The sequence below is a fragment of the Priestia sp. LL-8 genome, assembly GCF_036227845.1.
Lineage (GTDB): Bacteria > Bacillota > Bacilli > Bacillales > Bacillaceae_H > Priestia > Priestia zanthoxyli.
The window spans coordinates 1287043-1310550 of the sequence record NZ_JAZAQH010000001.1 but is presented as its reverse complement, the minus strand read 5'-3'; the positions used below and the strand labels follow the sequence as shown (position 1 = coordinate 1310550).

Genomic DNA, 23508 nt, shown 5'->3' with positions numbered 1-23508 from the left:
TTAACGGAGGTTTTTATTATGACAAAAGATTTTTTTGATGTGGTAAATGAACGTACATCGATTCGAGAATATGACTCTTCAGCTAAATTAAGCAAAGAAGAATTAACGGAACTTTTAGAAGCAACAGTGAAGTCACCATCAGCTTGGAACTTACAGCACTGGCATTTCGTTGTTATTACAGACCAAGATGCGAAAGAACGTCTACTTCCAATTGCTTACAACCAAAAACAAATTACAGAAGCAGGCGCTGTAGTAGCTGTCTTAGGTGATTTAGAAGCCAATAAAAATGTAGATGACGTGTACAACCCACTAGTCGAAGCAGGTCACATGACAGAAGACGTAAAAAACATTTTGTCAGGACAAATTAACGGCGCTTATAAAAACGGTGCTTTTGCTCGCGATGCCGCGTTTACAAATGCTTCTCTTGCATCTATGACATTCATGCTTGCAGCAAAAGCAAAAGGATATGACACATGTTCAATGGGCGGATTTAACGCACAAAAATTTGTAGAAGAGTTTAAAATTGAGGATCGATACATTCCAGTTATGCTTATTTCAGTTGGAAAAGCAGCTAAAGAAGCACATGCTAGCGATCGTTTACCATTAGATCAAGTTACAACTTGGATTTAACAAAAAACCCTGCAGCTGCAGGGTTTTTCTATGTAACTAAATGGATTTCACCATGCCTCCGTCGATTAGAAATGACTGGCCTGTTATATATGAATTCGCTCCTGAGACAAAGAAAGCAACGGCTTTAGCAAACTCTTCGGGCTGACCGTAGCGCTTAAGAGGAATTTGGTTTCTCATCTCTTCTTCAATTTCTGAAACGTCTACTCCCAATTTTTCAGCACGAATGGTATCTAGCTCTTTCACTCGGTCTGTTGCAATTCTTCCTGGCGCAACCGTGTTGATTAAGATACCCTCCTCTGCCAACTCTGAAGCGAGGGTTTTGGTGAGCCCTACAATTCCTGTACGGAATGTATTGGATAGAATGAGCCCAGGGATTGGCTCTTTAATGGAAGAAGAAGCAATATTGACAATACGTCCTCCGCTCTTTTTCATAACGGGCACTACCTCACGGATAATACGAATATAGCTGAGGAGATTTAACTCAAATGCATGCTTCCAATCATCATCTGTTAACGAAAGGAAGTTCCCAGCTTTAGGACCTCCTGTATTATTAATTAAAATATCAATGGTTCCAAACTTATCTACTGTATATTGAATAACATCTTGAATGTCTTGAGTTTTCGTGACATCTGCCGTTTTATGTAACACTTGTCCGCTTCCAAGATATGAAATCTCTTCCGCTACTTGAATTAGTTTCTCTTCTGAGCGACTTGCAATCATAACGTTTGCGCCTTCTTCAGCAAGTCTAGCAGCAATCGCTTTACCAAGCCCTTGGCTGGCCGCAAATACAAGCGCTGTTTTTCCTTTTAATTCAACATCCATTTCTTTCACCTCGTCTAATAGTTCGAATCTTTTTAACTTTATCACGTTCTCGTCAAATTCTTCAATAAATATGAAATAATTTCTTTTTTTCATATGGTATACTTAATTATCTGAAAATTATTTTCTAAAGGAGGCAAAAAAGCAGTGTATAAAAAGCAATGCTTTGTCTTTCATCAAAATAAGCCTGTAACATGTACATTACGATCATATACATCAAGCGACTTCGATGAGTTGATTCGGATTCAAGAAGAAAGTTTTCCCCCTCCTTTCCCTTCTGAATTATTATGGAGCAAAGATCAGTTAAATAACCATGTTTCCCTTTTTCCCGATGGAGCGCTATGCGTGGAGATAGACGAAACAATATGCGGATCTATTACAAGCACGATTGTTTCAGTGGAAGGAAATGCGGCTCACACATGGGATGAAGTAACAGGAAGCGGATATATTCATACGCACGACCCTTCTGGTAATACGCTTTATGTAGTGGACGTATGCGTCACTCCTTCGCATCGATCGATGGGGCTTGGGAAGCTTCTTTTGCAGTCTTTATATGAAGTCGTGATTCACTACAAGTTAGAAAGGCTGCTCGGCGGGTGCCGCATCCCTGGATACGCATCAGTGTCTTCCTTATACACGCCCGTTGAATACATGAACCTTGTATCAGCCGGAACTCTCTACGACCCGGTTATGACCTTTTTAATGCGCTGTGGCAGAACGCCTATTGGTCTCGCAGCAAACTATATTGAAGATGAAGATTCACACAACTACGCCGTACTAATGGAATGGAAAAATCCATTTTATACGGCTATTCAAAAAGAGGCTGGGACAAAGGTATTTTAGCCCAAGTGAAAAACGAACCATTAATCAACATGTTTGATTAGTGGTTCGTTTTTTTGTGATGGTGAATATAGTTTTATCTGTTTCGTTCCTTCTAGCAGTTGATTGGGTTCATTTCGTTATGTCTCAACCTCTTTTTAGATTATTGAACTTCTTCAATGCTCCACTCTAGTTCTTTATGAGTGAGAACAAGATGCGCCTGCAATTTACTCATCTCTTTGTGCTCAAACCGATCGTTATACATTTCATTCATATCGTCAAAATCACCGATTGTATACAAAGGAATTTTAATATCTTTACGGGATTGAACCATATGTTCGAAATCAATAAACAAACCGTCATTCGTTAAAGTAAGAAGCGTATTTGCTAACACGAGCGGCAATATTGGATACTCTAACTTCTTCCTTCTAAATACAAATCTTTTTTGCTTAATTGCTGACATTTTTAACGGAATGATTCGGCTTAAAATATGCTTCATATCATATACATCTCGAAAATAGATTTTGTTATAAAATCCATCATCATGAGCTAAATAAACAAATTGGTTACCGAGTTTATTATTAAATGGTGAATTGAGCGGTTTTTTTAAATGACCTAAATACAGCAGCGCTGCAATATCTTGAGGTTCTAACAAATCCAACGAAGATATATCCTCAAAATCAATCCAACAAAAGTCACCATAATTATAAACATCATCCTCTGCTAAAAGATGAATTTGTTCTTCTTCTACGTAGTCCATATGGGTTTGGTAGTGGTAATCACTGTCTTCAAAACCATGCTTTAACAATAATATATTTGCAAGCGGCGTAGGAAGGGAATGATAAAACTCTTTAAATTCAATTCCATATGTAATAAAGCATTTTTTATTTACATGGCCATTAATATAAACGATATCTCTTATTTCATCTGCTTTACTCAACCGTTCTAACCACCTTATTGATTGATTCTGTGATCGATATGTAACCGTTCTACTGATTTATATATTATACTTCTAAAATAAACAATGTGTAAATATATATTGTTGGCAATTTCTTTTGTATTCACTACCTCTTCTACTGATCATTTTATTTGATAGGAAAGAAAGGTATAGAGCTGATTGTGAATGTGGTAGAATGTGTGTATCTTATTAATTAGCATGTATGAACACGGAGGTATACAAAATGGATGTTCGCCATTTGCATTACTTAACAGAAGTGGCTAAACATAAAAATTTCACAAGAGCTTCTGAAGCGCTGCATATTTCTCAACCCTCTCTCAGTAAAATGGTTAAATCATTAGAAGAAGAGCTCGGCACCCCTTTGTTTGATCGCGCTGGCAAACAAGTTCAGCTTACCGATGCAGGAATAATCGTGTACGAGCAAGCTGAAAGCATTTTATCTTCTCTCCGAGATTTATCGGATTCCCTCTATGATTTAATGCATTTAAAAAGAGGAACCATCAAAATAGGTATTCCCCCTATTATTGGTACATTGTTTTTTCCTACTATCATTAAAGCATTTCGAGAGCAATACCCTGAGATTCATATTCAATTGGTGGAATATGGAGCTAAAAGAATGCAAAAATTTGTGGAACAAGGAGAAGTGGATGTGGGCGTAGTTTTACTTCCAGTTGATGAAAACATGTTTTTTACGACTCCTTTAGCTCGAGAAACACTGCAGCTTGTTGTGCATAAATCTCATCCGTTGGCTCAGCATTCTACGATTTCATTAAAAGAGTTAAAAGACGAAACGCTTATTTCCTTTCATGAAGACTTCACCATGCATGAAATGGTCTATAACGAATGTTTAAAAAATGGATTTACACCTAATATTGCTTTTAAAAGCTCTCAGTGGGACTTCATTGGAGAGCTGGTAGCTGCTAATCTCGGCATTGCTCTTTTCCCTTATTCATTATGTGAAAAGCTTGATTTGGAGCATATGAAAGTAATTAATCTCGAGAATGCTATTCCATGGGAAATTGCTTTAATCGTTAAAAAAGATCGCTATATCTCTTATGCTACACAGGCTTTTATTGATTATATTAAAAGTACAGTTTAACAAAGCTGAGACAAAAGTAGTTTAATTAAAAATCCGAATGAGTTTGATTCTTGATAGAAAATCAAACTCGTTCGGATTTTTTTCATGGCGGTGTAACAAGTCATTCATACTAAATCATTTATCCTATTGGTTCGTTTTGAGATGGAATTGATTTAGGCATGTCTCCATCTCTTTTTTTGATTGCCTTTTATTAAATAATTACACCTTATATTTCACAAACTCTTTTTTTGAAAAGGTTACCAACGCATTTGTAAAGAGATTTCTTTCAACTATAACTAAAAAGAATAGTTATCATAGTTATTATATATTTCATATTATAGTCGTTTTTTTGTAAGATAAGTATGTAGCATTCATTTACTTAAGTTGTATCCCCATTTGCAAAATCCAAATAGTTTCTCTTTTCCCATGATGGAGTCGTCTTTTCAGCATAGACGACTCCATTATTGTCTCAACAAACTAGGAATGAATGAATAAAAACATAAATAAAGGAGGCTAATCATGAAACTGATTATGGTGATTTTACAGATTTTATTACTAACGGCTCTGTTTTTAATAGGAGAAAGTATTTCACAGTGGTTTGACCTCCCAGTGCCAGGTAGTATCATCGGATTTTTCTTACTGTTTTTCTTACTGTACTTTAAAGTAATTAAATTAAGCTGGGTTGAACAAGGTGGAACACTGTTAGTGGGAGAACTATTATTATTTTTCATACCAGCCGTCGTTGGACTCATCAATTATGGAGATGTCTTGATGCATTTTGGAATCCAGATTGTGATTATTATCACAATCAGTACGATTATTGTGATGTCTGTAACGGGAATCATTGCAGAACATATTTCAAGAAGAAAGGAAGGTTCGCTAAAATGACATTACTCACATGGATTGCTCTTCCGCTTACACTGCTCGTCTATGTCGGCACAAAAGTGCTCTATAAAAAATATAAGTCTATGCTAGTTTCCCCTATTTTACTAGCCCCCATTCTTTTAATTGGCATCTTATTAGTAACGAATGGCTCTTATGATCATTATAAGCAAGGTGCCAGTGCTATTAGCTTTATGCTTGGACCAGCAACCGTTGCTTTTGCTGTTCCTATGTTTAAGTATTTTGATTTACTCAAAAAACATCGCGTTGAAATCAGCTTAAGCGTAGGGCTCGGCACGTTTGCTGCCATGATATCTTCCATGCTGTTAGCATTAGTGTTTCATTTACAATCAACGCTGGTTCATAGCTTGATTCCAAGATCGGTGACGATTCCTATTGCTGTTAATGTATCTCAGACGCTAGGAGGAGATCCGAATATTACCATTATGTTTGTGATTATAACCGGTGTAGTGGGATGTATGGTCGCTCCAAAACTCATTAAGCTCCTCGCACTGCACTCTTCTCTAGCAAGAGGTCTTCTTTTAGGCGTAGCTTCTCATGGGACAGGTACAGCAAGAGCTTTTGAATTTGGAAAAATTGAAGGTACTTTTTCTAGCCTTGGCATGATCGTAGCAGCACTTCTTACAATGCTGTTTGCGAATATGCTTCTGCCTACTATTTTCGCTTAAAAGATAAAAAAGGTGTGATCATATATGATCACACCTTTTTATTATCCAATATGAAAAGTTGATTTTACGAACTCAATAACTTCTTCCGTAGAAGACATTGATAGAATTGTATCTAAATGAGGTTCGATATCAGCTTTTGATAATTGACGGATTTGAGAACGAGCTTTCAGAATAGATGTTGCACTCATTGAGAATTCATCTAAGCCTAAGCCTAAAAGAATTGGAATTGCAATCTCATCTCCTGCCATCTCTCCGCACATGCCTACCCACTTACCTTCTTTGTGAGCCGCTTTGATTACCATATTCACTAAGCGAAGAATCGCTGGGTTATACGGTTGATATAAATAAGACACGCGCTCATTCATGCGGTCAGCAGCAAGCGTGTATTGAATTAAATCGTTTGTTCCGATAGAGAAGAAATCTACTTCTTTAGCAAATAAATCTGCGATTACCGCTGAAGAAGGAATCTCTACCATCATCCCTACTTCGATGTCTTCCGAAACTTGTACGCCTTCTTGTTGAAGTTTAGCTTTTTCTTCTAAAAGAATAGCTTTTGCTTGACGGAACTCATCAACAGTAGCGATCATAGGAAACATAATTTTCAGATTACCGTATACGCTTGCACGTAGAAGCGCACGAAGCTGTGTACGGAACATGTCTTGCATCTCTAGACATAAGCGAATGGCACGGAATCCTAAGAATGGGTTCATTTCTTTTGGTAGATTTAAATAAGGAAGCTCTTTGTCTCCACCAATATCAAGAGTACGAACAACCACTGGTTTGCCTTCCATACGTTCAAGAACTGTTTTATAAGAAGTAAACTGCTCTTCTTCCGTCGGAAGCTCTTCGCGGCCCATATATAAGAATTCTGTACGATAAAGGCCAACGCCTTCCCCGCCGTTTTCTAATACGCCTTTTACATCTTCTGGTGTACCAATGTTAGCTGCAAGTTCAACGTGATGATCATCAGCTGAAACCGTTTTTTCATTTACAAGCTTAGCCCACTCAGCTTTTTGTTCTGCATACTCAGCGGCTTTTTTCTCGTAAGCTTTTACTGTTTCTTCGCTTGGATCAACGATAACTTCGCCATCTAAACCATCAACAATTACTAATACGCCGTTTTGAATGTCTTCCATAACTGTTTTTGTACCTACAACAGCTGGGATTTCCATTGAACGCGCCATAATTGCTGAGTGAGAAGTACGTCCGCCAATATCTGTTGTAAATCCTTTTACGAACTTACGATTTAACTGTGCTGTATCAGACGGCGTTAAATCTTCTGCGATAATGACAACTTCTTCTGAGATTAAGCTTGGATTTGAAACGTTTACACCTAAAAGATGAGCTAATACACGTTTTGTTACGTCACGGATATCAGCAGCACGTTCTTTCATATATTCATTGTCCATTGACTCAAACATATTAATAAACATTGCCGCTACTTCATCAAGTGCATGTTCAGCGTTTACATTTTCATTCGTAATTTTATCTTTAATTGGATTAATAAGTTCAGGATCGCTTAGAACTAATAAGTGAGCTTCAAAGATTTCTGCTTTGTCATCTCCAAGTTCTTTACGAGCGTGCTCTCTAATAATTTCAAGTTCTGATTTTGATTTTTCTAGCGCAGCTTCTAGACGTGCTACTTCTGCTTCAACTTCAGTTACTGATTTTTTTTCAACGGTTAATTCTGGATTTTCTAGACGAAATGCTTTAGCAATAGCAATGCCGCTAGAAGCGGCAATGCCTTGAATTTCCTTTGTCATTATTCGCCTAATCCTTCTTTGCTCATTGTATCTTCAAGAGCAGCAAGTGCATCTGCTTCGTCAGAACCTTCTGCAGAGATAGTGATTGTAGCGCCTTTTTGAATACCTAAAGACATAACGCCCATGATTGATTTTAAGTTTACAGTTTTACCGTTGAATTCTAAGTTGATATCAGAATCAAATTTGCTTGCTGCTTGTACTAAAGTTGTTGCTGGACGTGCGTGAATTCCTGAGTCTGCTGTTACTGTAAATGTTTTTTGTGCCATGTTAAATCAATCTCCTTTTTACTTTGAAATGTTAATAATATTTGCTTCTTGTTGAGAAACTTGGCCCTGCTTTAAGATATCAATTTTTTCATCAGCTTGTAAATTCGTGAAAATGATCGGCGTAATCGTCGATGGCGCATTTTCTTTTACAAAGTCTAAATCAATTTTCAATAGAGGCTGTCCTTTTTTCACTTCATCGCCTTGGGCAACTAAAGCTTCAAAACCTTCGCCTTTTAAATTAACTGTATCAATACCAACGTGAATTAAAATTTCACGTCCAGTCGTTGATTCAATACCTAAAGCATGTTTCGTCGGGAATAAGTTTACTATTTTTCCGTCCACTGGTGCAACTACTGTGCCTGTTTTCGGAATAATTGCAAAACCGTCACCCATTAATTTTTGTGAAAATACCTGATCTGGTACTTCCGATAAAGGTACCAATTCTCCCTCAATCGGTGAAACAATATCATTACCATTATCGCTTCCTACTTCAGATGTTGCAACAGGTTTTTCAATTGTTTTTGTCTCTTCTTTTGTGACAACCGGTGTTTTGCCATTCATAATGTCTTGAATTTGACCTTTTAACGTGTCAGATTTCGGACCGAAAATAGCTTGAATATTGTTACCAACTTCAAGAACACCAGCTGCTCCGAGTTTTTTCAAGCGGTTTTTATCAACATTACCTACATCATCTACTGATACACGTAAACGCGTAATACAAGCATCTAAATGTGTAATGTTTTCTTTACCGCCAAGTGCAGCTAAAACATTTGTTGGAAGCTCTGCTGCTTCTACTGCTACATCTTCTTCTCCTTCTTCTTTATCTTCACGACCCGGTGTTTTTAAGTTGAATTTACGGATTGCAAAGCGGAAACCGAAGTAGTAGATAACTGCTAGAACTAAACCTACTGGAATAACTAGCCACCATGCTGTACGGTTTTGCATAACTCCAAATAGAACGTAATCGATAACTCCACCTGAGAATGTCATACCGATTTTAACATTTAATAATTGCATAACCATAAATGATAAACCAGCAAATACTGCGTGAATTGCAAATAGTACTGGTGCTACGAATAAGAATGAGAACTCAAGCGGCTCTGTAATACCCGTTAAGAAAGATGTTAAAGCAGCTGAACCCATGATACCAGCTACATATTTTTTGTTTTCAGGACGAGCTTCGTGATAAATCGCAAGAGCGGCTGCTGGCAATCCGAACATCATGAACGGGAATTTACCAACTTGGAACGTTCCTGCTGTTAAAGGCACGCCATCTGCTAATTGAGCAAAGAAAATCTTTTGGTCACCGTGAATATGTTGACCTGCTTTATTGACATAATCACCAAACTCAAACCAGAACGGAGAGTAGAAGATGTGATGAAGTCCAAATGGAATTAATGAACGTTCAATCAATCCAAATACAAAAGCTGATAAAGTTGGGTTTGCATCAATCATGTTAGTAGAGAAAGCATTTAATCCGCTTTGAATTGGCGGCCAAATGAAAATCATAATAACACCTAAAAGAATTGAAAATACCCCAGTAATAATTGGTACAAATCGTTTTCCTGCAAAGAACCCTAAATAAGATGGTAATTCAATATTGAAATAACGATTATACATGGATGAAGCTAAAATACCTACTATGATACCTCCGAATACACCTGTAGCTAACGTAGGAATTCCTAAGATGCTAGTGTAAGCTGGATTGGCACCCATTTTGTCAGGATCTAGCTGTCCTGTAGCAACTAAGATTGTGCTCATTGTTTTGTTCATAATTAAGTAGCCTACGATTGCAGCAATACCTGCTACACCGTCACCACCAGCTAAACCAACGGCAACACCAACGGCAAACAATAGCGATAAGTTGTCAAATACAATTTGACCTGCTTGCGACAAAACATTTGAAACCAATTGAACCCAGTCTGCACCAAGTGCCGGTACTGCATCCAACAATGTAGGGTTTTGAAGCGCTGTCCCTACTCCAAGTAAAATCCCTGCTGCCGGTAAAATCGCAACCGGTAACATAAGCGCTTTTCCGACTTTTTGTAATACTCCAAAAAGTTTTTTAAACATGGCGCTTACCTCCTTTTATATATTTAGTGTGCAACAAGCTATTTATTTGATACGTGAATCATTAACGCGCTTTCATAAAACGCTTTCTTTAACTAGAAAACTCATTACATCTCCTGGTGTCCTGAAGCCTAAGTTTTAAATGATTGCGCTTTCTTATAACAAAAAAAGGCATGAGGAAAAAGAAACGACAAATGGATACAGTCATCCAATTACACATCGCTTCATTTCTCACTCATGCCTGATCGTATCAGTAACACGTATTGAAATGATTTTATAAATCCGTTTTTGTTATAAGTCGCTGCAGATGCATCGTTAAGTAAACTGCTTCTGCTTCATACACAGGTAAATGTAACGCTTGCTGCATTACTTTTATCACTTTCCAAGACACATTGTAACACAGAGGATATTCTTCTTTCAATAGCAAAGCAATTTTTTTTGGCTCTTCTATTTTTTCTCCTGTTTTTACTCGATCAATAGCAAAATGCAAATGACGAATCAATCTCATATAGTGTACAGATTCTTTGTCTACCTGCAGATGAAGCGATTCTTCAATTACATTAATAATCGTTTGAATAAGCTGCGAGTCTTGATTCACTTCCAGCAGATTTTTTTCAGTCAGCGCGCTGTGAATATGTAGCGCAATAAAACCAATCTCTCCTACTGGAAGCTGCACGCCTATTTTACGACTAATAATTTCTACCACTTCAGATGCGATCGTGTATTCCTCTGGATATAAGGCTTTTGTTTCAAGTAAGAATGGGTTTTTAAGCCCCATTCCCTGCTGAAAACGTTTTATCGCAAACGCGATATGATCCGTTAATGAAATGTGTATATGCTCATTCAAAGGAATGTTAACACGCTTTTGAATGTGCGTTACAATATCATTCATCATTTCAATCACGTCTTCATCCACCTGAGCTAAAAGCTGCTTGTACTGTTCTTGCTCTTCTTCACTCTTTAACAAAAACATTTTCTCCACGGCTTTTGCATCGATTTCATCGCCTTTTTTCTTATTGAACCCTATTCCTTTCCCAATTAGCACAACTTCATCATAGGTAAGGTGTTTAGCAATTAATACATTATTATTAAGTACCTTTTCTACAAAAAAGGACTCTTTCACGAATCCTTCACTCCCCTGTTTCGGCTTTCTATTATTTGCTTTCCTATCTTACAAATAATACGCATAACCGTCAATTCATTTTTCTTTGTTTCAAATATTATTGAACTAAACTATTTGAGTTACGTATTATCTTAGTAGTTCTTTGCTGGAAACGCAACGTCTTTTTTGCTCGTCCCATAACAATTTTTCATAATAAAGTTTTGAAGCATAACGCTCAGAATGAATGCACCCGCTTGTAAAAGCGTAAAAAGAACAAGTGAAGTGGTAATAGATACCAGCAAAACCCCATAGTGAATCAGCAAAATATCTACTATACGTAGCCCTGCTATAATCATTCCAGCTCCCACAAAAAATTCTTTAGCTACACTCCAAACGAGGAGAATCGTAACAATACAAACGTAAATTATCGTTGCATTTACGGAATCATGAGTAGCCGACGCAAACCATCCTGTATAAAACCAATTATTATGAAAATATGCTAACAGCATAAACATAATAGTAGAAGTAATGGCGAGCATTCCGAGAAAAAATGTAGCGTAATGCACAAATGTCATATACCGTTCTGTTAGCCATACATACCAAATCTTTGAAATGCTAAAGCCTATAGTCATTAAAACGCCTGTATAAACTGTTTTCCACCAGTGATGTGTATAAATATCCCAGTGTAAAAATAATTCTTCAACCCCCATAAACATAGCTGAAATAATTAAAATATAGCGAAATTTTAATTGATAAGCAGCTACCACCATACCCATGATTGGAAAAGCAAACGCTTGAGAAGTTAAAGACCCAAACAAATTATCAAAATATTCATTGGTCATAAAATCAGGATCGTAATTGTAACTTTCAAACAACACAAATACAACATACTCTAGTACATAAGCCATTCCAATGATAAAGAAAAGCAAAACGACTAGCTTTTTATCTTTTTTACGTATGAATACCGTAAGCAAAACGGCTGTGCTGATAATAATCAATGCAAAAAAAGCAGTATAATGAGGCATAGACGTCTCCCTTTTACGACCTAATTATTACTTAGAGTAAGACGTTTTAGCCAAATTATACATAGCTAGCTTCTATTCAAAAGAGCTTGAGACATAACTACATCAATTCAATCTAAAGGCGAACAAACGGGATACATGAGATAGTATGGATCGCTTTCTACACTGCAGCTGATTTCCGCGCAAGACTACTTCGCTTTACGCGGGGTCACACTTCTTACGCTTTTCCCCCAGGAGTCTTTACTTTATCCTTTAATCTACCGTTAGAAGCCAATACATACATGAAACCTGCGTTCATCCTACCAATGAAAAAATCCGAACGATTCATCGTTCGGATTTCCCTTCAACTAACGTACTTTTGTTTCAGCCTCTTTTAACTCTTCAGCTTATAAAAACTGGAATGGTATCTATTATCCTTCAATCATTTTTGAAAGGTTAGCCATTTCGATAGCTGATGCTGCAGCTTCCCATCCTTTATTTCCTGCTTTTGTTCCTGCACGCTCAATTGCTTGCTCAATTGTTTCGGTTGTTAATACACCAAAGATAATTGGCACACCTGTTTGTAAGCTTTGAGATGCAACGCCTTTTGCTACTTCATTACATACAAAATCAAAGTGTGGAGTAGCTCCTCGAATAACGGTTCCTAGCGTAATAACCGCATCATATTTTTTAGATTCAGCTAATTTTTTAGCGATTAATGGAATTTCATAAGCGCCCGGTACCCAAGCCACATCTACATCTTCATCAGCTACGCCGTGACGTTTGAGCGCATCTTCTGCTCCACTAAGTAAACGGCCTGTAATAAATTCATTAAAACGCCCTACCACGATTCCGATTTTTAATCCTGTGCCTACTAAATTTCCTTCATATAAATGATTCATCTCTTGTTCCTCCTGCTAGTAGTAATATATAGTTATTTACATTTCTTTTCATGAATTAGCTTCATTTGTTATAACGAAAAAAAGTGTAAACTTATAAATGTAATAAATGACCTAGTTTTTTAGCTTTGGTATCTAAGTATTTTTTATTGGCATCCACTGCCGGCATTTGAAGAGGCACTCTCTCTACCACTTCAAGGTCGTAGCCTTTTAGCCCAGTAATTTTACGAGGGTTATTCGTTAAAAGCTTCATTTGTTTGACTCCAAGGTCTTTTAAGATTTGAGCACCGATTCCATACTCTCGTAAATCCGCAGCAAACCCGAGTTTTTCATTCGCTTCTACGGTATCGTATCCTTCTTCCTGCAGCTTATATGCTCTTAGCTTATTTAATAAGCCAATGCCTCTGCCCTCTTGACGCATATACAGCAGAATGCCGCGTCCTTCTTCTTCAATTTGCGTAAGAGCCGCGTGAAGCTGAGGACCGCAGTCACAGCGCTCAGAGCCAAACACATCTCCAGTCAAACACTCGGAGTGAACGCGAACGAGAACAGGGCTATTGTGATCAATATCACCTTTGATAAGGGCCACATGTTCTTTATTATCAAGTTTATTTGTATATCCTACAGCTTTAAAATCACCAAATGCCGTAGGTAAGCTCACTTCTACTTCACGGCTAATCAGCTGGTCATGCTTGCGGCGGTAGGCAATCAAATCTTTTATTGTAATCATTTTTAAATCGAATTGCTCTGCAATTTTTGTTAAATCCGGTACGCGTGCCATTGTTCCATCTTCATTCATAATTTCACAAATAACACCCGCAGGCTTTCCTCCTGCTAATACGGCTAAATCAACAGCGGCCTCTGTATGACCTGCACGCTGCAGAACGCCCCCGTCTTTTGCAATCAACGGGAAAATATGTCCTGGGCGTTGAAAATCACTTGCTACCGTCGCTTCATTTATAAGAGCCATAACAGTAGCAGAGCGTTCGTATGCACTGATACCTGTTGTACTTGAAATATGATCAATACTTACTGTAAATGCTGTTCCATGTACATCCGTATTGTTCGCTACCATCGGGTGAAGATTCAATTTATGCGCAATTTCTTCATTAACAGGTGTACAAATTAATCCTCTTCCATGAGTAGCCATAAAGTTAATAACCTCAGGGGTCGTTTTTTCGGCTAATGCAATAAAATCTCCTTCATTTTCTCGATCTTCATCATCGCATACAATAACCACTTTTCCCTTTTTTAACTCTTCAATGGCTTCTTCTACTTTATGAAACATCGCTTTCACCTCACTGTTAATTTGTAAAACCATGCTGCTGCAACAAATCCTTCATATTACCTGAACGATTCGAGGCGCCAGGAGTTGACTTATTCGTCATCATTTGATGCATATATTTAGCTAACATGTCGCATTCAATATTCACCTTGTCTCCTCGCTGTTTGTCTCCTACGACTGTGTGAAGCACCGTATGAGGAATAAGAGAAATAGTAAATGATTGGTTGCTGACATCAAAAATAGTAAGACTTGTTCCGTCTACAGAAACAGATCCTTTTAACATCATAAATTCACGAAGTTCAGGGTCGACTTGAATTTCATAATAAAAGGCATTTCCTTTACGTGTTTTGCTTACAATGGTTCCAATTCCATCAACGTGTCCGCTAACGAAATGCCCTCCAAACCGGCCATTTGCAGCCATCGCCCGTTCTAAGTTAACACGTGATCCAACGGTTAGAAGCTGAAGGGTACTTGCTTTAATCGTCTCCGGCATGACGTCGACCGTAAATTCATTTTGAGAGTATGCCGTTACGGTTAAACAAACTCCGTTAACTGAAATACTGTCCCCTAAGTTCACATCTTCTAACACGGTCTTCGCATCAATCGTAAGAACAATTGCTTCTGTAGCCTTTTGAATACGTTTTATTTTTCCAATTTCTTCAATAATACCTGTGAACATTTTCTTCACCTGCTTTGGCGCTATTCCAACTTCTTATGCCGTTTTGAAATAGCAGCTGCTTTTTTTTCATATTTATCTTTCCCCCAACCACTGAAAATAAAAAAGCCCCTTGAACAAATGTCCAAGGGGTCGGCTGAGCTGAATCAGTTTTATCTATGCAAAATTCCGCTAATTGTATACGAAATAAACAGTTATATTTTGTGTACAAAAACAAGGGTAGCTTTAAAAAAGGCAAACCTGTCCCTTATTAATACAACACAAAAAAACAACTGTGCTTCCTGATCCTTCTCCCATCCAGACTTTTACTGTCGGCTCTAGATTTTAACTAGATCCACCGCTAACATACATCGTATGAAAACGGGTCACGGGCTTAAAAGCATATGCTTTATCACCGCCGGTTGGGACTTACACCCGACCCCGAAGGATAATATATTCGACTGCTAGAGTCTTATTTGTTTTACATTATAGCAAAGTAAAATCGACTTGTCACATCATTTAACTTCGTTTTTTCACATCTGTTCTTTAAAATCCAGCTTTTAGCTTATTTTTTCTTTTTTAATACATAGCATCCATACAAAAGCTAGTCCAATATAGCCAAATATCGGATACAAGAACTCAAGAAGCTGGGCATATCCGAATTGCCCAATAATAAAGCATGCCGAGATAATAAATGCAAAAGCTTGCTTATCATTCAGGGGAAGAAATGACTGAAGCTGCTTAGCGATTCCAAATACATTTCCAATCAATGTAGTAAAAATCTCGCCTAACACAACTACCGTAAATAAAACATTCACCCACGCTGAGATATTTTTGACAACGGCACTCATCGGAATATCAAGTTGAAATGAATAAGGCAAATTGGAAAGAGCAAGATGCGTAGAAACAAGCATAAACGTAAGTACACACCCTCCTATTACGGCCCCTTTTTTAATCACGCTCCTATCTTTCACAGAGCTTCCTAATGGAACCAAAACGGCCTGAGCCAAAGCTAGATTTAGGGAAATATATAAAAAGGGACTAACCGCCCACTTCCACTGTGTGACGAGCGTTAAATCCGGCTTCGTTTGAATCAGTGAGAAATAGCTGATATTTGGCACAAAGATAATAAGAGCAAATGAAAGCATCATCGGCACAACAAGAGAATTAACCATTAAAATACCGTTAATTCCTCTTGCGATAAATATATAAGTTAAAACAATTGTAAAAATCATCCCAACAGGAGGCCACAGCCCGAACTGTTCTTTTCCTATTGCCCCCGTACTCGCTAGCATGACTGAAGTTACTCCAAATAAAATGACAATCATTACACCATTTACCGCTTTTCCAAGCACATGACCAAATAAATATGTATTAAGCTGCTGATAAGAAGAAGCCCCAATTGCGTGCGAAAGCAGCATCATTTTTGAACCTAGCCAAATAAAAAACAAGCCGCTGACCAAAATTCCAACCATTCCAAGTTCCCCGTACTGTGTAAAAAATTGAACAATTTCCTTGCCTGTTGCAAAACCGGCTCCTACAACGGTGCCTACATACGTAGCAGCAACCTGCAGCGTGAGTTTCCACCTTTTCATGCCCATCACCCTTCTACCCTTCATAGTTCACTATATGTAGAAACGGTTAAAAAAAGACGAGCCTTTTTACGTGTAAATCTAAGCATATCCTAGCGCTTTTCCTTTTTCATTTATTTTATTTCTTTTTTTATTTTCTTCACAAAACCCCCTTAACCCTTAACATAACAGCAATTCTCAAACAAAATATACGGATATTTTCACTTTAGCTTTCAGATTTTCCCCAATATTTGCTGGAAATTCACAATTTACTGTTGTATAATTTCTAAAAATCAGATAAATTATTAAATAAGTATTCTTTCTATTTAAAAAAATATGTTTCAATTATATACAATTGATTCTTATCATGAGAGGTGGAGGGACTGGCCCTTTGAAACCTCAGCAACCAGTCGTTGGAGACATGGTGCTAAATCCAGCAAGCAATTTATTGCTTGGAAGATAAGAAGGCGAAAAAAGTCTTCTTCTTAAGAAGACTTTTTCTATTTTATCGGCATATTGCATAAAACGAATCACTCGTGAAATAGAAGCGGAACAATTTAAGGAGGTTTTGACATGGGGTTACTTGAAGATTTAAAGTCTAAAATTTTAATTGGGGATGGTGCCACTGGTACCCTCCTTTACTCACACGGTATTGACAGCTGTTTTGAAGAACTAAACATCACAAAACCAGAAGAGGTTTCTCGTATTCACAGAGCCTATGTAGAAGCTGGTGCAAACGTTATTCAAACAAATACGTACGCTGCTAATTATCAAAAACTTGCCCGTTATGGATTAGAAGATTCAGTCAAAGACATCAATGTTGCTGGTGTAAAATTAGCGAAACAAGCTGCAAAAGATCAGGCTTACGTGGTTGGTACACTCGGCGGAATTCGTTCTTTCCAAAAAAACGCTATTAGTTTAGAAGAGGTTAAGCGAAGCATTCGTGAACAAATGTTTTGGCTTTTAAATGAAGGTGTAGATGGCCTTTTATTTGAAACATACTATGATTTCGAAGAATTAAAGACCGTTCTTACACTTGCAAGAAAAGAAACGGATAAGCCTATTATCACCCACGTTTCCCTGCATGATATTGGCGTACTGCAAGATGGGCGTTCTTTAGCAGATGCATTAAAAGAATTAGAAGACTTGGGAGCAGATATTGTCGGGCTAAACTGCCGTTTAGGTCCTTATCATATGATTCAGTCTCTTGAAGAAGTACCGCTTCCTGATCGAGCTTTCTTATCTGCTTACCCTAATGCCAGCCTTCCGGCGTATGTAGAAGGAAAGCTGGAATATGAAACAAATGAAGACTACTTTGTAGAAAGCGCGCGTTTATTCCGCGAACAAGGGGTTCGCTTAATTGGAGGATGCTGCGGTACAACACCAGCCCACGTACGCGCAATGTCATCTGCCTTAAAAGATTTGCCTCCGATTACAAGTAAAGTCGTTAAAATGAGACCAGCCGTTACGGTTCAAGAGCGTGAGCAGCAGGATAAACCTCATATGCATGAAATTGTGAAAAAGCGCCGCTCGGTTATCGTCGAGCTAGATCCACCTAAACAGCTTGGCCCGACGAAATTTTTAGAAGGCGCAAAAGCACTTGATAAAGTCGGCGTAGATGCTATTACATTAGCTGATAATTCTCTTGCCTCACCTCGCATCAGCAACTTGGCAATGGCAACACTGATGCAGCAAGAAACAAAAGCACGACCGCTTATTCATATTACCTGTCGCGACCGAAATTTAATTGGACTTCAATCTCATTTAATGGGACTTCATACGCTAGGAATGAATCAAGTGCTTGCGATTACCGGTGATCCGTCAAAAGTTGGCGATTTCCCTGGTGCCACTTCGGTCTACGATCTATCTTCATTTGACTTGATTAGTTTAATCGCTCAGTTTAATGAAGGACTATCTTATTCCGGCAAACCGCTTGGTCAAAAAACCAATTTTTCCATTGCAGCCGCCTTTAACCCAAACGTGCGTCACTTAGACCGAGCCGTTCAGCGCTTGGAAAAGAAAATCGACTGCGGGGCTCACTATTTCATTACTCAGCCTCTCTATTCAACTAAGCAAATTGAAGAGGTATATGAAGCAACCAAACATTTAACAACACCGGTATACATCGGGATCATGCCGTTAACAAGCGCAAGAAATGCGCGATTTATTCACCATGAAGTACCTGGAATTAAATTATCCGAAGATATTCTAGAGCGAATGGACGCAACGGGAAATGACCGAATTCGCGGTGAAGTCGAAGGCCTTGCGATTGCAAAAAACTTAATTGATACAGCATATGAGCTATTTGACGGTATTTACTTAATTACGCCGTTTATGCGCTATGAAATGACCGAAATTCTAACACGCTATATTCATGACAAGCAACTTGTTACATCAGAAAGGAAGATATAAATGAGCTCACTTATCGAACAACAACTAAAGAAGCGAATACTCGTCATCGATGGAGCAATGGGAACGATGATTCAAGATGCTGATTTAACCGCTGAAGATTTTGGCGGCGAAGAATATGAAGGCTGCAACGAATATTTGACTCGAACAGCGCCTCATGTCATTCAGCGCATTCATGAAGAGTACTTTGCAGCAGGTGCTGACATCATTGAAACCAATACGTTTGGCTCAACATCTACCGTACTTGATGAATACGATTTAGGTCACTTGGCGTATGAATTGAATATCGAAGCTGTGAAGCTTGCTTGTGCAGCCCGCGATAAATATTCAACTCCCGAATGGCCTAGGTTCGTAGCTGGAGCTATCGGTCCTACCACTAAAACGCTCTCTGTTACCGGAGGCATTACATTCCCTGAACTAGTAGAATCGTACGAAGAGCAAGCTCGAGGTTTGTTAGACGGCGGCGTTGACTTGCTTTTAGTCGAAACCTGTCAAGACATGCTGAACGTAAAAGCCGCATTTCTAGGCATTACAGCAGCGTTTGAAAAACTAAAAACCGAAGTTCCTATTATGATTTCAGGAACAATTGAGCCTATGGGAACAACTCTCGCTGGTCAAGATATCGAATCTTTTTACTTATCACTGGAACACATGAAGCCACTTTCAGTCGGACTTAACTGCGCGACAGGCCCTGAATTTATGACGGATCATATTCGCTCTCTTTCAGACCTAGCCACTTCAGCAGTTAGCTGTTATCCAAACGCTGGACTTCCGGATGAAGAAGGCAATTATCATGAATCCCCTGAGCTGCTTGCTCAAAAAATTAAAGGGTTTGCTGATAAAGGCTGGCTGAACTTTGTAGGCGGATGCTGTGGTACAACGCCTGCTCATATTAAAGCACTGGCTGAAGCGGTAAAAGAGGTTGCGCCTCGTTCGCTTGATCGCTCCGAGCATAACCATGCTGTAACCGGTATTGAACCACTTGTATATGACGATTCTATGCGCCCTCTTTTTGTGGGAGAACGTACGAATGTAATCGGTTCTCGCAAGTTCAAACGCCTGATTGCGGAAGGAAAAATTGAAGAAGCATCTGAAATTGCGCGTGCTCAGGTTAAAAATGGTGCTCACGTTATTGATATTTGCTTAGCAGATCCAGACCGTGAAGAAATGGAAGATATGGAGGAGTTTATTCAAGAAGTTGTAAAAAAAGTGAAGGTTCCTCTTGTAATCGATTCAACCGATGAGAAAGTTATTGAAAAAGCTTTAACGTACTCACAAGGTAAGGTCATTATTAACTCCATTAACTTAGAAGATGGTGAAGAGCGTTTTGATGCAATCTTACCGCTAGTAAAAAAATTCGGTGCAGCTCTGGTTGTCGGTACAATCGATGAAACAGGCATGGCCGTTACTGCAGAACGAAAAGTAGAGATTGCTAAACGCTCACATGATTTGCTTGTTGAAAAACATGGCTTTAATCCAAAAGATATTATTTTTGACCCTCTTGTGTTTCCTGTAGGGACTGGTGATGAACAATATATTGGTTCTGCTGAAGAAACAGTTAAGGGAATTAAAATGATTAAAGAAGCCCTGCCTGATTGCCTGACCATTCTTGGCGTAAGTAACGTGTCATTCGGTCTTCCTCCAGTCGGACGTGAAGTACTAAATGCCGTTTACCTTTATCACTGTACGCAGGCTGGACTCGATTATGCCATTGTTAACACCGAAAAATTAGAGCGCTATGCTTCTATTCCAGAAGCTGAAATTGAGCTTGCTAATGCGTTATTATTTAACACAACTGATGAAACGCTAAGCACGTTTACCGACTTTTATCGTGATAAAAAGAAAGAAGCAAAAGTAGAAATTTCTACGTTAACACTCGAAGAACGATTGGCAATGTATATTGTCGAAGGTACAAAAGAAGGATTGCTTCCTGATTTAGAACAGGCTTTAGCTCAGTATGATGATCCGTTAGATATTATTAACGGACCGCTTATGGAGGGGATGGCGGAAGTCGGACGTTTGTTTAATGACAACCAGCTGATTGTAGCAGAAGTGCTTCAAAGTGCGGAAGTTATGAAAGCATCCGTTGCCTTTTTAGAACCTCATATGGAAGCAACTGAAAATGATTCTGGAAAAGGCAAAGTGATTCTTGCGACGGTTAAAGGTGACGTACACGATATCGGTAAAAACTTAGTAGACATCATTTTAAGCAATAATGGTTTTAAAGTAATTGATTTAGGAATTAAAGTAACGCCGCAGCAGCTGATTGAAGCAGTAAAAGACGAAAAGCCAGACATCATTGGCCTGTCAGGTCTTCTAGTAAAATCAGCTCAGCAAATGGTTTTGACTGCACAAGATTTAACACAATCAAGCATTGATGTTCCAATTATGGTAGGAGGCGCTGCCCTTTCCCGTAAATTTACTGACTTCAAAATTGCCCCGGAATATGAAGGTGCGGTCCTCTACGCCAAAGATGCGATGGACGGATTAGCGTTAGCAAATAAGCTGCAGAACAAAGAAGAAGTTATTCAGCTTTTAGCAGATTTAAAAACGCGGCAAGAAAAGAAAGTAACGGTTCGAGAACGCCAGCCTCAAACAGCTCAAGCAGCTACGGCTGTTTTAGAAAGATCCGCCATTTCAACGGACGCCCCTGTTTTTGTACCTGCTGATTTAAAACGGCACGTTGTCAAACACTACGATTTGGCACAGGTTCTTCCGTATATTAACTGGCAGATGCTTTTAGGTCATCACTTAGGACTAAAAGGAAAAGTAAATAAGCTGCTTGCTGAAAAAGACGAGCGTGCTGTTCAATTAAAAGAAACCGTTGATGACCTGCTCGAACTGGCACTAAAAGAAAACTTAATTAAACCAGCGGTTATTTATCAGTTCTTTCCTGCTCAAGCAGACGGAAATGATTTAATTATTTATGATCCTGCTGATGAAAAAACAGAAATTGAACGCTTTACTTTCCCTCGACAAGCAAAAGGACAGTTCCTGTGCTTATCTGATTTTGCAAAGCCTAAAGAAAAAGAGATGGACTATGTATGTTTCTTCTCTGTAACAGCAGGAACAGGCATTCGCGAACGGGCGGCGAAATTCAAAGAAAACGGCGAGTTTTTAAAGAGTCACGTGTTCCAAGCTCTTGCGCTTGAACTAGCTGAAGGATTAGCAGAACGTGTTCATCAGCAAATTCGTGACCGATGGGGATTCCCCGATTCGCCAGACTTTACAATGGCGGAGCGTTTTTCAGCCAAATACCAAGGTCAGCGTTTTTCATTCGGATATCCTGCATGTCCAGACCTTGAAGACCAAGCAAAACTGTTTAAATTAATTAAACCTGAAGACATCGGCATTCAGTTAACAGACGGTTTCATGATGGAACCAGAAGCTTCTGTTACAGCTCTTGTTTTTGCACATCCTGAAGCGAAATATTTTAACGTATTGTAAAACATGGCTGCGACAAATGTATTTTAGTTGAAGAAAGATCCGAACGGTAAATCCAGATTCTTAATTGAGAATCAACTCCGTTCGGATTTTTTCATTGTAATGGTGAACTAGATTTCATGTAGCTGTTTCTAGCTGTTGATTGGAGGACAGGGCGAAGACTCCTGCGAAAAAAAGTAATGTAGTTATGTCTTCATCTCTTTGAATTCACCGCCGGTTTGAGCTTTTTTTATGAGTTTCTTGGGAAACACTGATAGAATAAAGAATGTAATAAATTTGCAACACTCTTATCACAGCAAATTTTTCAGAGAAAGGAATTTTCAAGCAATGATTAAATTATTTGTAAGCGACTTAGATGGCACTCTTTTACACGAAGAAAAATACGTAGAACAGCATAATGCAGACGCACTTAGTGAACTTCAGCGCCAGGGAGTAGAGGTTTGTCTTGCTTCTGGACGAATGGATACGGAAATTTTAAAGATTTCTACTGATATTAATAATACATTTCATCGCATTAGCCAAAACGGAGGATTTGTGTGGACCAAAGAAAATCAAGAACTTCATGGAAAGGTATTTGAAGATGATTTAGCGGTTCAACTTTATAAAAAAACGATAGATCCTAACCGTATTACGCTTGTCTGTTCAAACGACACGAATTATGTGGAGCAGCGAAATGAAATTATTGAAGCAATTGAAACTCACATGTTTTTCCCTATCGAAGAACAAATTGAAATAACGGATTCATTTGGTCACGCTCTTTCTCCATCTAAAATCACGGTTCTTGGAGATCATGATGAAATGGTAGCTCTGCAAAAAGAAGTGAACGAAGAGTTTGGTGATTATATTGATACATATATTTCTGCCAAGCAGTGTTTGGATATTATGCCTAAACACATCAGCAAAGGAAATGCCATTGAAATTTTATTAAATCATCTTCAGCTAAAACCAGAGGAAATTGCATGTGTGGGGGATTCATTTAATGATATTCCTATGTTTCAATTAACGCCGAACAGTTTCGCTATGGCTACAGCTCCTGAAGCTGTTCAGCGCCACGCCTCTGCCGTTGTGTCATCTGTTAGTGAAGCAGCGCGTATTGTATTAGAAAAAAATAAGCAAACAATCTAAAAAAAGCGGTCAACGTTTAAATTGACCGCTTTTATCTATTTAA

The 23508-nt window shown here is 38.5% G+C and carries 19 protein-coding genes and 2 riboswitches; of the genes, 8 read left to right on the top strand and 11 right to left on the bottom strand.

What is annotated here, in order from left to right:
* The first annotated feature begins 18 nt into the window (after positions 1-18).
* Complete coding sequence (locus U9R83_RS06615) at positions 19-630, top strand: nitroreductase family protein (RefSeq protein WP_014461024.1); 612 nt, start codon at positions 19-21, stop codon at positions 628-630.
* A 36-nt stretch (positions 631-666) separates the two neighbouring features.
* Here the strand turns inward: U9R83_RS06615 and U9R83_RS06610 are convergent, their stop codons facing one another.
* The gene (locus U9R83_RS06610; protein ID WP_014461025.1) at positions 667-1452 is read right to left on the bottom strand and encodes an SDR family oxidoreductase; all 786 of its coding nucleotides are present in this window, start codon (positions 1450-1452) and stop codon (positions 667-669) included.
* Positions 1453-1596: 144 nt separating this feature from the next.
* On the opposite strand from U9R83_RS06610, the gene U9R83_RS06605 reads away from it, so the two are divergent.
* Positions 1597-2292, top strand: a complete 696-nt coding sequence (locus U9R83_RS06605; protein WP_140450318.1) for a GNAT family N-acetyltransferase — start codon at positions 1597-1599, stop codon at positions 2290-2292.
* Positions 2293-2431: 139 nt separating this feature from the next.
* Here the strand turns inward: U9R83_RS06605 and U9R83_RS06600 are convergent, their stop codons facing one another.
* Positions 2432-3208, bottom strand: coding sequence for a hypothetical protein (locus U9R83_RS06600; RefSeq protein WP_033578396.1), 777 nt, complete (start codon positions 3206-3208; stop codon positions 2432-2434).
* Between the two features lie 241 nt (positions 3209-3449).
* Here U9R83_RS06600 and U9R83_RS06595 point away from each other — a divergent pair, with 241 nt between their 5' ends.
* From U9R83_RS06595 to U9R83_RS06585, 3 genes are all read left to right on the top strand, one after another.
* A complete protein-coding gene (locus U9R83_RS06595) occupies positions 3450-4325 on the top strand; it encodes a LysR family transcriptional regulator (protein ID WP_014461028.1) in 876 nt (291 codons plus the stop codon).
* Between the two features lie 498 nt (positions 4326-4823).
* On the top strand, positions 4824-5192 hold the full coding sequence (locus U9R83_RS06590) for a CidA/LrgA family holin-like protein (RefSeq protein ID WP_014461029.1): 369 nt from the start codon (positions 4824-4826) through the stop codon (positions 5190-5192).
* Positions 5189-5875, top strand: a complete 687-nt coding sequence (locus tag U9R83_RS06585) for an LrgB family protein (protein ID WP_013056013.1) — start codon at positions 5189-5191, stop codon at positions 5873-5875. Before U9R83_RS06590 ends, U9R83_RS06585 begins: the two co-directional genes overlap by 4 nt.
* 41 nt (positions 5876-5916) lie before the next feature.
* Here U9R83_RS06585 and ptsP read toward each other — a convergent pair whose 3' ends face one another.
* From ptsP to U9R83_RS06540, 9 genes are all read right to left on the bottom strand, one after another.
* Entirely contained in the window at positions 5917-7638 is a 1722-nt protein-coding gene (gene ptsP, locus U9R83_RS06580; RefSeq protein WP_045292764.1) for a phosphoenolpyruvate--protein phosphotransferase, read from the bottom strand.
* Complete coding sequence (locus tag U9R83_RS06575) at positions 7638-7904, bottom strand: phosphocarrier protein HPr (RefSeq protein ID WP_013056011.1); 267 nt, start codon at positions 7902-7904, stop codon at positions 7638-7640. The genes ptsP and U9R83_RS06575 overlap by 1 nt, the downstream gene beginning before the upstream one ends.
* Positions 7905-7922: 18 nt before the next feature.
* Complete coding sequence (ptsG, locus tag U9R83_RS06570) at positions 7923-9977, bottom strand: glucose-specific PTS transporter subunit IIBC (protein ID WP_115653355.1); 2055 nt, start codon at positions 9975-9977, stop codon at positions 7923-7925.
* Between the two features lie 271 nt (positions 9978-10248).
* Positions 10249-11097 carry a glucose PTS transporter transcription antiterminator GlcT gene (glcT, locus tag U9R83_RS06565; RefSeq protein WP_013056009.1) on the bottom strand — a complete coding sequence of 283 codons (849 nt, stop codon included), beginning with the start codon at positions 11095-11097 and terminating at the stop codon, positions 10249-10251.
* A gap of 131 nt (positions 11098-11228) precedes the next feature.
* Entirely contained in the window at positions 11229-12101 is an 873-nt protein-coding gene (locus U9R83_RS06560) for a hypothetical protein (protein ID WP_243548987.1), read from the bottom strand.
* A gap of 407 nt (positions 12102-12508) precedes the next feature.
* Complete coding sequence (gene ribH / locus U9R83_RS06555) at positions 12509-12979, bottom strand: 6,7-dimethyl-8-ribityllumazine synthase (RefSeq protein ID WP_013056007.1); 471 nt, start codon at positions 12977-12979, stop codon at positions 12509-12511.
* 91 nt (positions 12980-13070) lie between these two features.
* Positions 13071-14264: a bifunctional 3,4-dihydroxy-2-butanone-4-phosphate synthase/GTP cyclohydrolase II gene (locus U9R83_RS06550; protein WP_115655130.1), complete on the bottom strand. Its 1194-nt coding sequence runs from the start codon at positions 14262-14264 to the stop codon at positions 13071-13073.
* 16 nt (positions 14265-14280) lie between these two features.
* A complete protein-coding gene (gene ribE / locus U9R83_RS06545) occupies positions 14281-14940 on the bottom strand; it encodes a riboflavin synthase (RefSeq protein WP_013056005.1) in 660 nt (219 codons plus the stop codon).
* A gap of 278 nt (positions 14941-15218) precedes the next feature.
* A riboswitch (FMN riboswitch) is annotated at positions 15219-15369 on the bottom strand.
* 107 nt (positions 15370-15476) lie between these two features.
* Positions 15477-16511, bottom strand: a complete 1035-nt coding sequence (locus tag U9R83_RS06540) for a YkvI family membrane protein (protein ID WP_226555832.1) — start codon at positions 16509-16511, stop codon at positions 15477-15479.
* Positions 16512-16846: 335 nt separating this feature from the next.
* Positions 16847-16953, top strand: a riboswitch (SAM riboswitch).
* A gap of 107 nt (positions 16954-17060) precedes the next feature.
* Here U9R83_RS06540 and U9R83_RS06535 point away from each other — a divergent pair.
* The 3 genes from U9R83_RS06535 (at position 17061) to U9R83_RS06525 (ending at position 23465) form a co-directional block, all read left to right on the top strand.
* Positions 17061-18899, top strand: coding sequence for a bifunctional homocysteine S-methyltransferase/methylenetetrahydrofolate reductase (locus tag U9R83_RS06535; RefSeq protein ID WP_328575174.1), 1839 nt, complete (start codon positions 17061-17063; stop codon positions 18897-18899).
* Positions 18900-22343 (top strand): methionine synthase, encoded by a 3444-nt coding sequence (gene metH, locus U9R83_RS06530; RefSeq protein WP_014461039.1) that lies wholly within the window; start codon positions 18900-18902, stop codon positions 22341-22343.
* Between the two features lie 324 nt (positions 22344-22667).
* Positions 22668-23465, top strand: coding sequence for a Cof-type HAD-IIB family hydrolase (locus U9R83_RS06525; protein ID WP_014461040.1), 798 nt, complete (start codon positions 22668-22670; stop codon positions 23463-23465).
* Positions 23466-23508 lie beyond the last annotated feature (43 nt).

Excerpts from the sequence above, each read along its gene's own strand:
- U9R83_RS06595 (WP_014461028.1), top strand. The coding sequence starts at position 3,450 with ATGGATGTTCGCCATTTGCATTACTTAACAGAAGTGGCTAAACATAAA.
- U9R83_RS06585 (WP_013056013.1), top strand. The coding sequence starts at position 5,189 with ATGACATTACTCACATGGATTGCTCTTCCGCTTACACTGCTCGTCTAT.
- U9R83_RS06550 (WP_115655130.1), bottom strand. The coding sequence starts at position 14,264 with ATGTTTCATAAAGTAGAAGAAGCCATTGAAGAGTTAAAAAAGGGAAAA.
- U9R83_RS06525 (WP_014461040.1), top strand. The coding sequence starts at position 22,668 with ATGATTAAATTATTTGTAAGCGACTTAGATGGCACTCTTTTACACGAA.
- U9R83_RS06610 (WP_014461025.1), bottom strand. The coding sequence starts at position 1,452 with ATGGATGTTGAATTAAAAGGAAAAACAGCGCTTGTATTTGCGGCCAGC.
- U9R83_RS06590 (WP_014461029.1), top strand. The coding sequence starts at position 4,824 with ATGAAACTGATTATGGTGATTTTACAGATTTTATTACTAACGGCTCTG.
- ribE (WP_013056005.1), bottom strand. The coding sequence starts at position 14,940 with ATGTTCACAGGTATTATTGAAGAAATTGGAAAAATAAAACGTATTCAA.
- ptsG (WP_115653355.1), bottom strand. The coding sequence starts at position 9,977 with ATGTTTAAAAAACTTTTTGGAGTATTACAAAAAGTCGGAAAAGCGCTT.
- metH (WP_014461039.1), top strand. The coding sequence starts at position 18,900 with ATGAGCTCACTTATCGAACAACAACTAAAGAAGCGAATACTCGTCATC.
- U9R83_RS06540 (WP_226555832.1), bottom strand. The coding sequence starts at position 16,511 with ATGAAAAGGTGGAAACTCACGCTGCAGGTTGCTGCTACGTATGTAGGC.
- ribH (WP_013056007.1), bottom strand. The coding sequence starts at position 12,979 with ATGAATCATTTATATGAAGGAAATTTAGTAGGCACAGGATTAAAAATC.
- U9R83_RS06535 (WP_328575174.1), top strand. The coding sequence starts at position 17,061 with ATGGGGTTACTTGAAGATTTAAAGTCTAAAATTTTAATTGGGGATGGT.
- U9R83_RS06575 (WP_013056011.1), bottom strand. The coding sequence starts at position 7,904 with ATGGCACAAAAAACATTTACAGTAACAGCAGACTCAGGAATTCACGCA.
- U9R83_RS06560 (WP_243548987.1), bottom strand. The coding sequence starts at position 12,101 with ATGCCTCATTATACTGCTTTTTTTGCATTGATTATTATCAGCACAGCC.
- U9R83_RS06615 (WP_014461024.1), top strand. The coding sequence starts at position 19 with ATGACAAAAGATTTTTTTGATGTGGTAAATGAACGTACATCGATTCGA.
- ptsP (WP_045292764.1), bottom strand. The coding sequence starts at position 7,638 with ATGACAAAGGAAATTCAAGGCATTGCCGCTTCTAGCGGCATTGCTATT.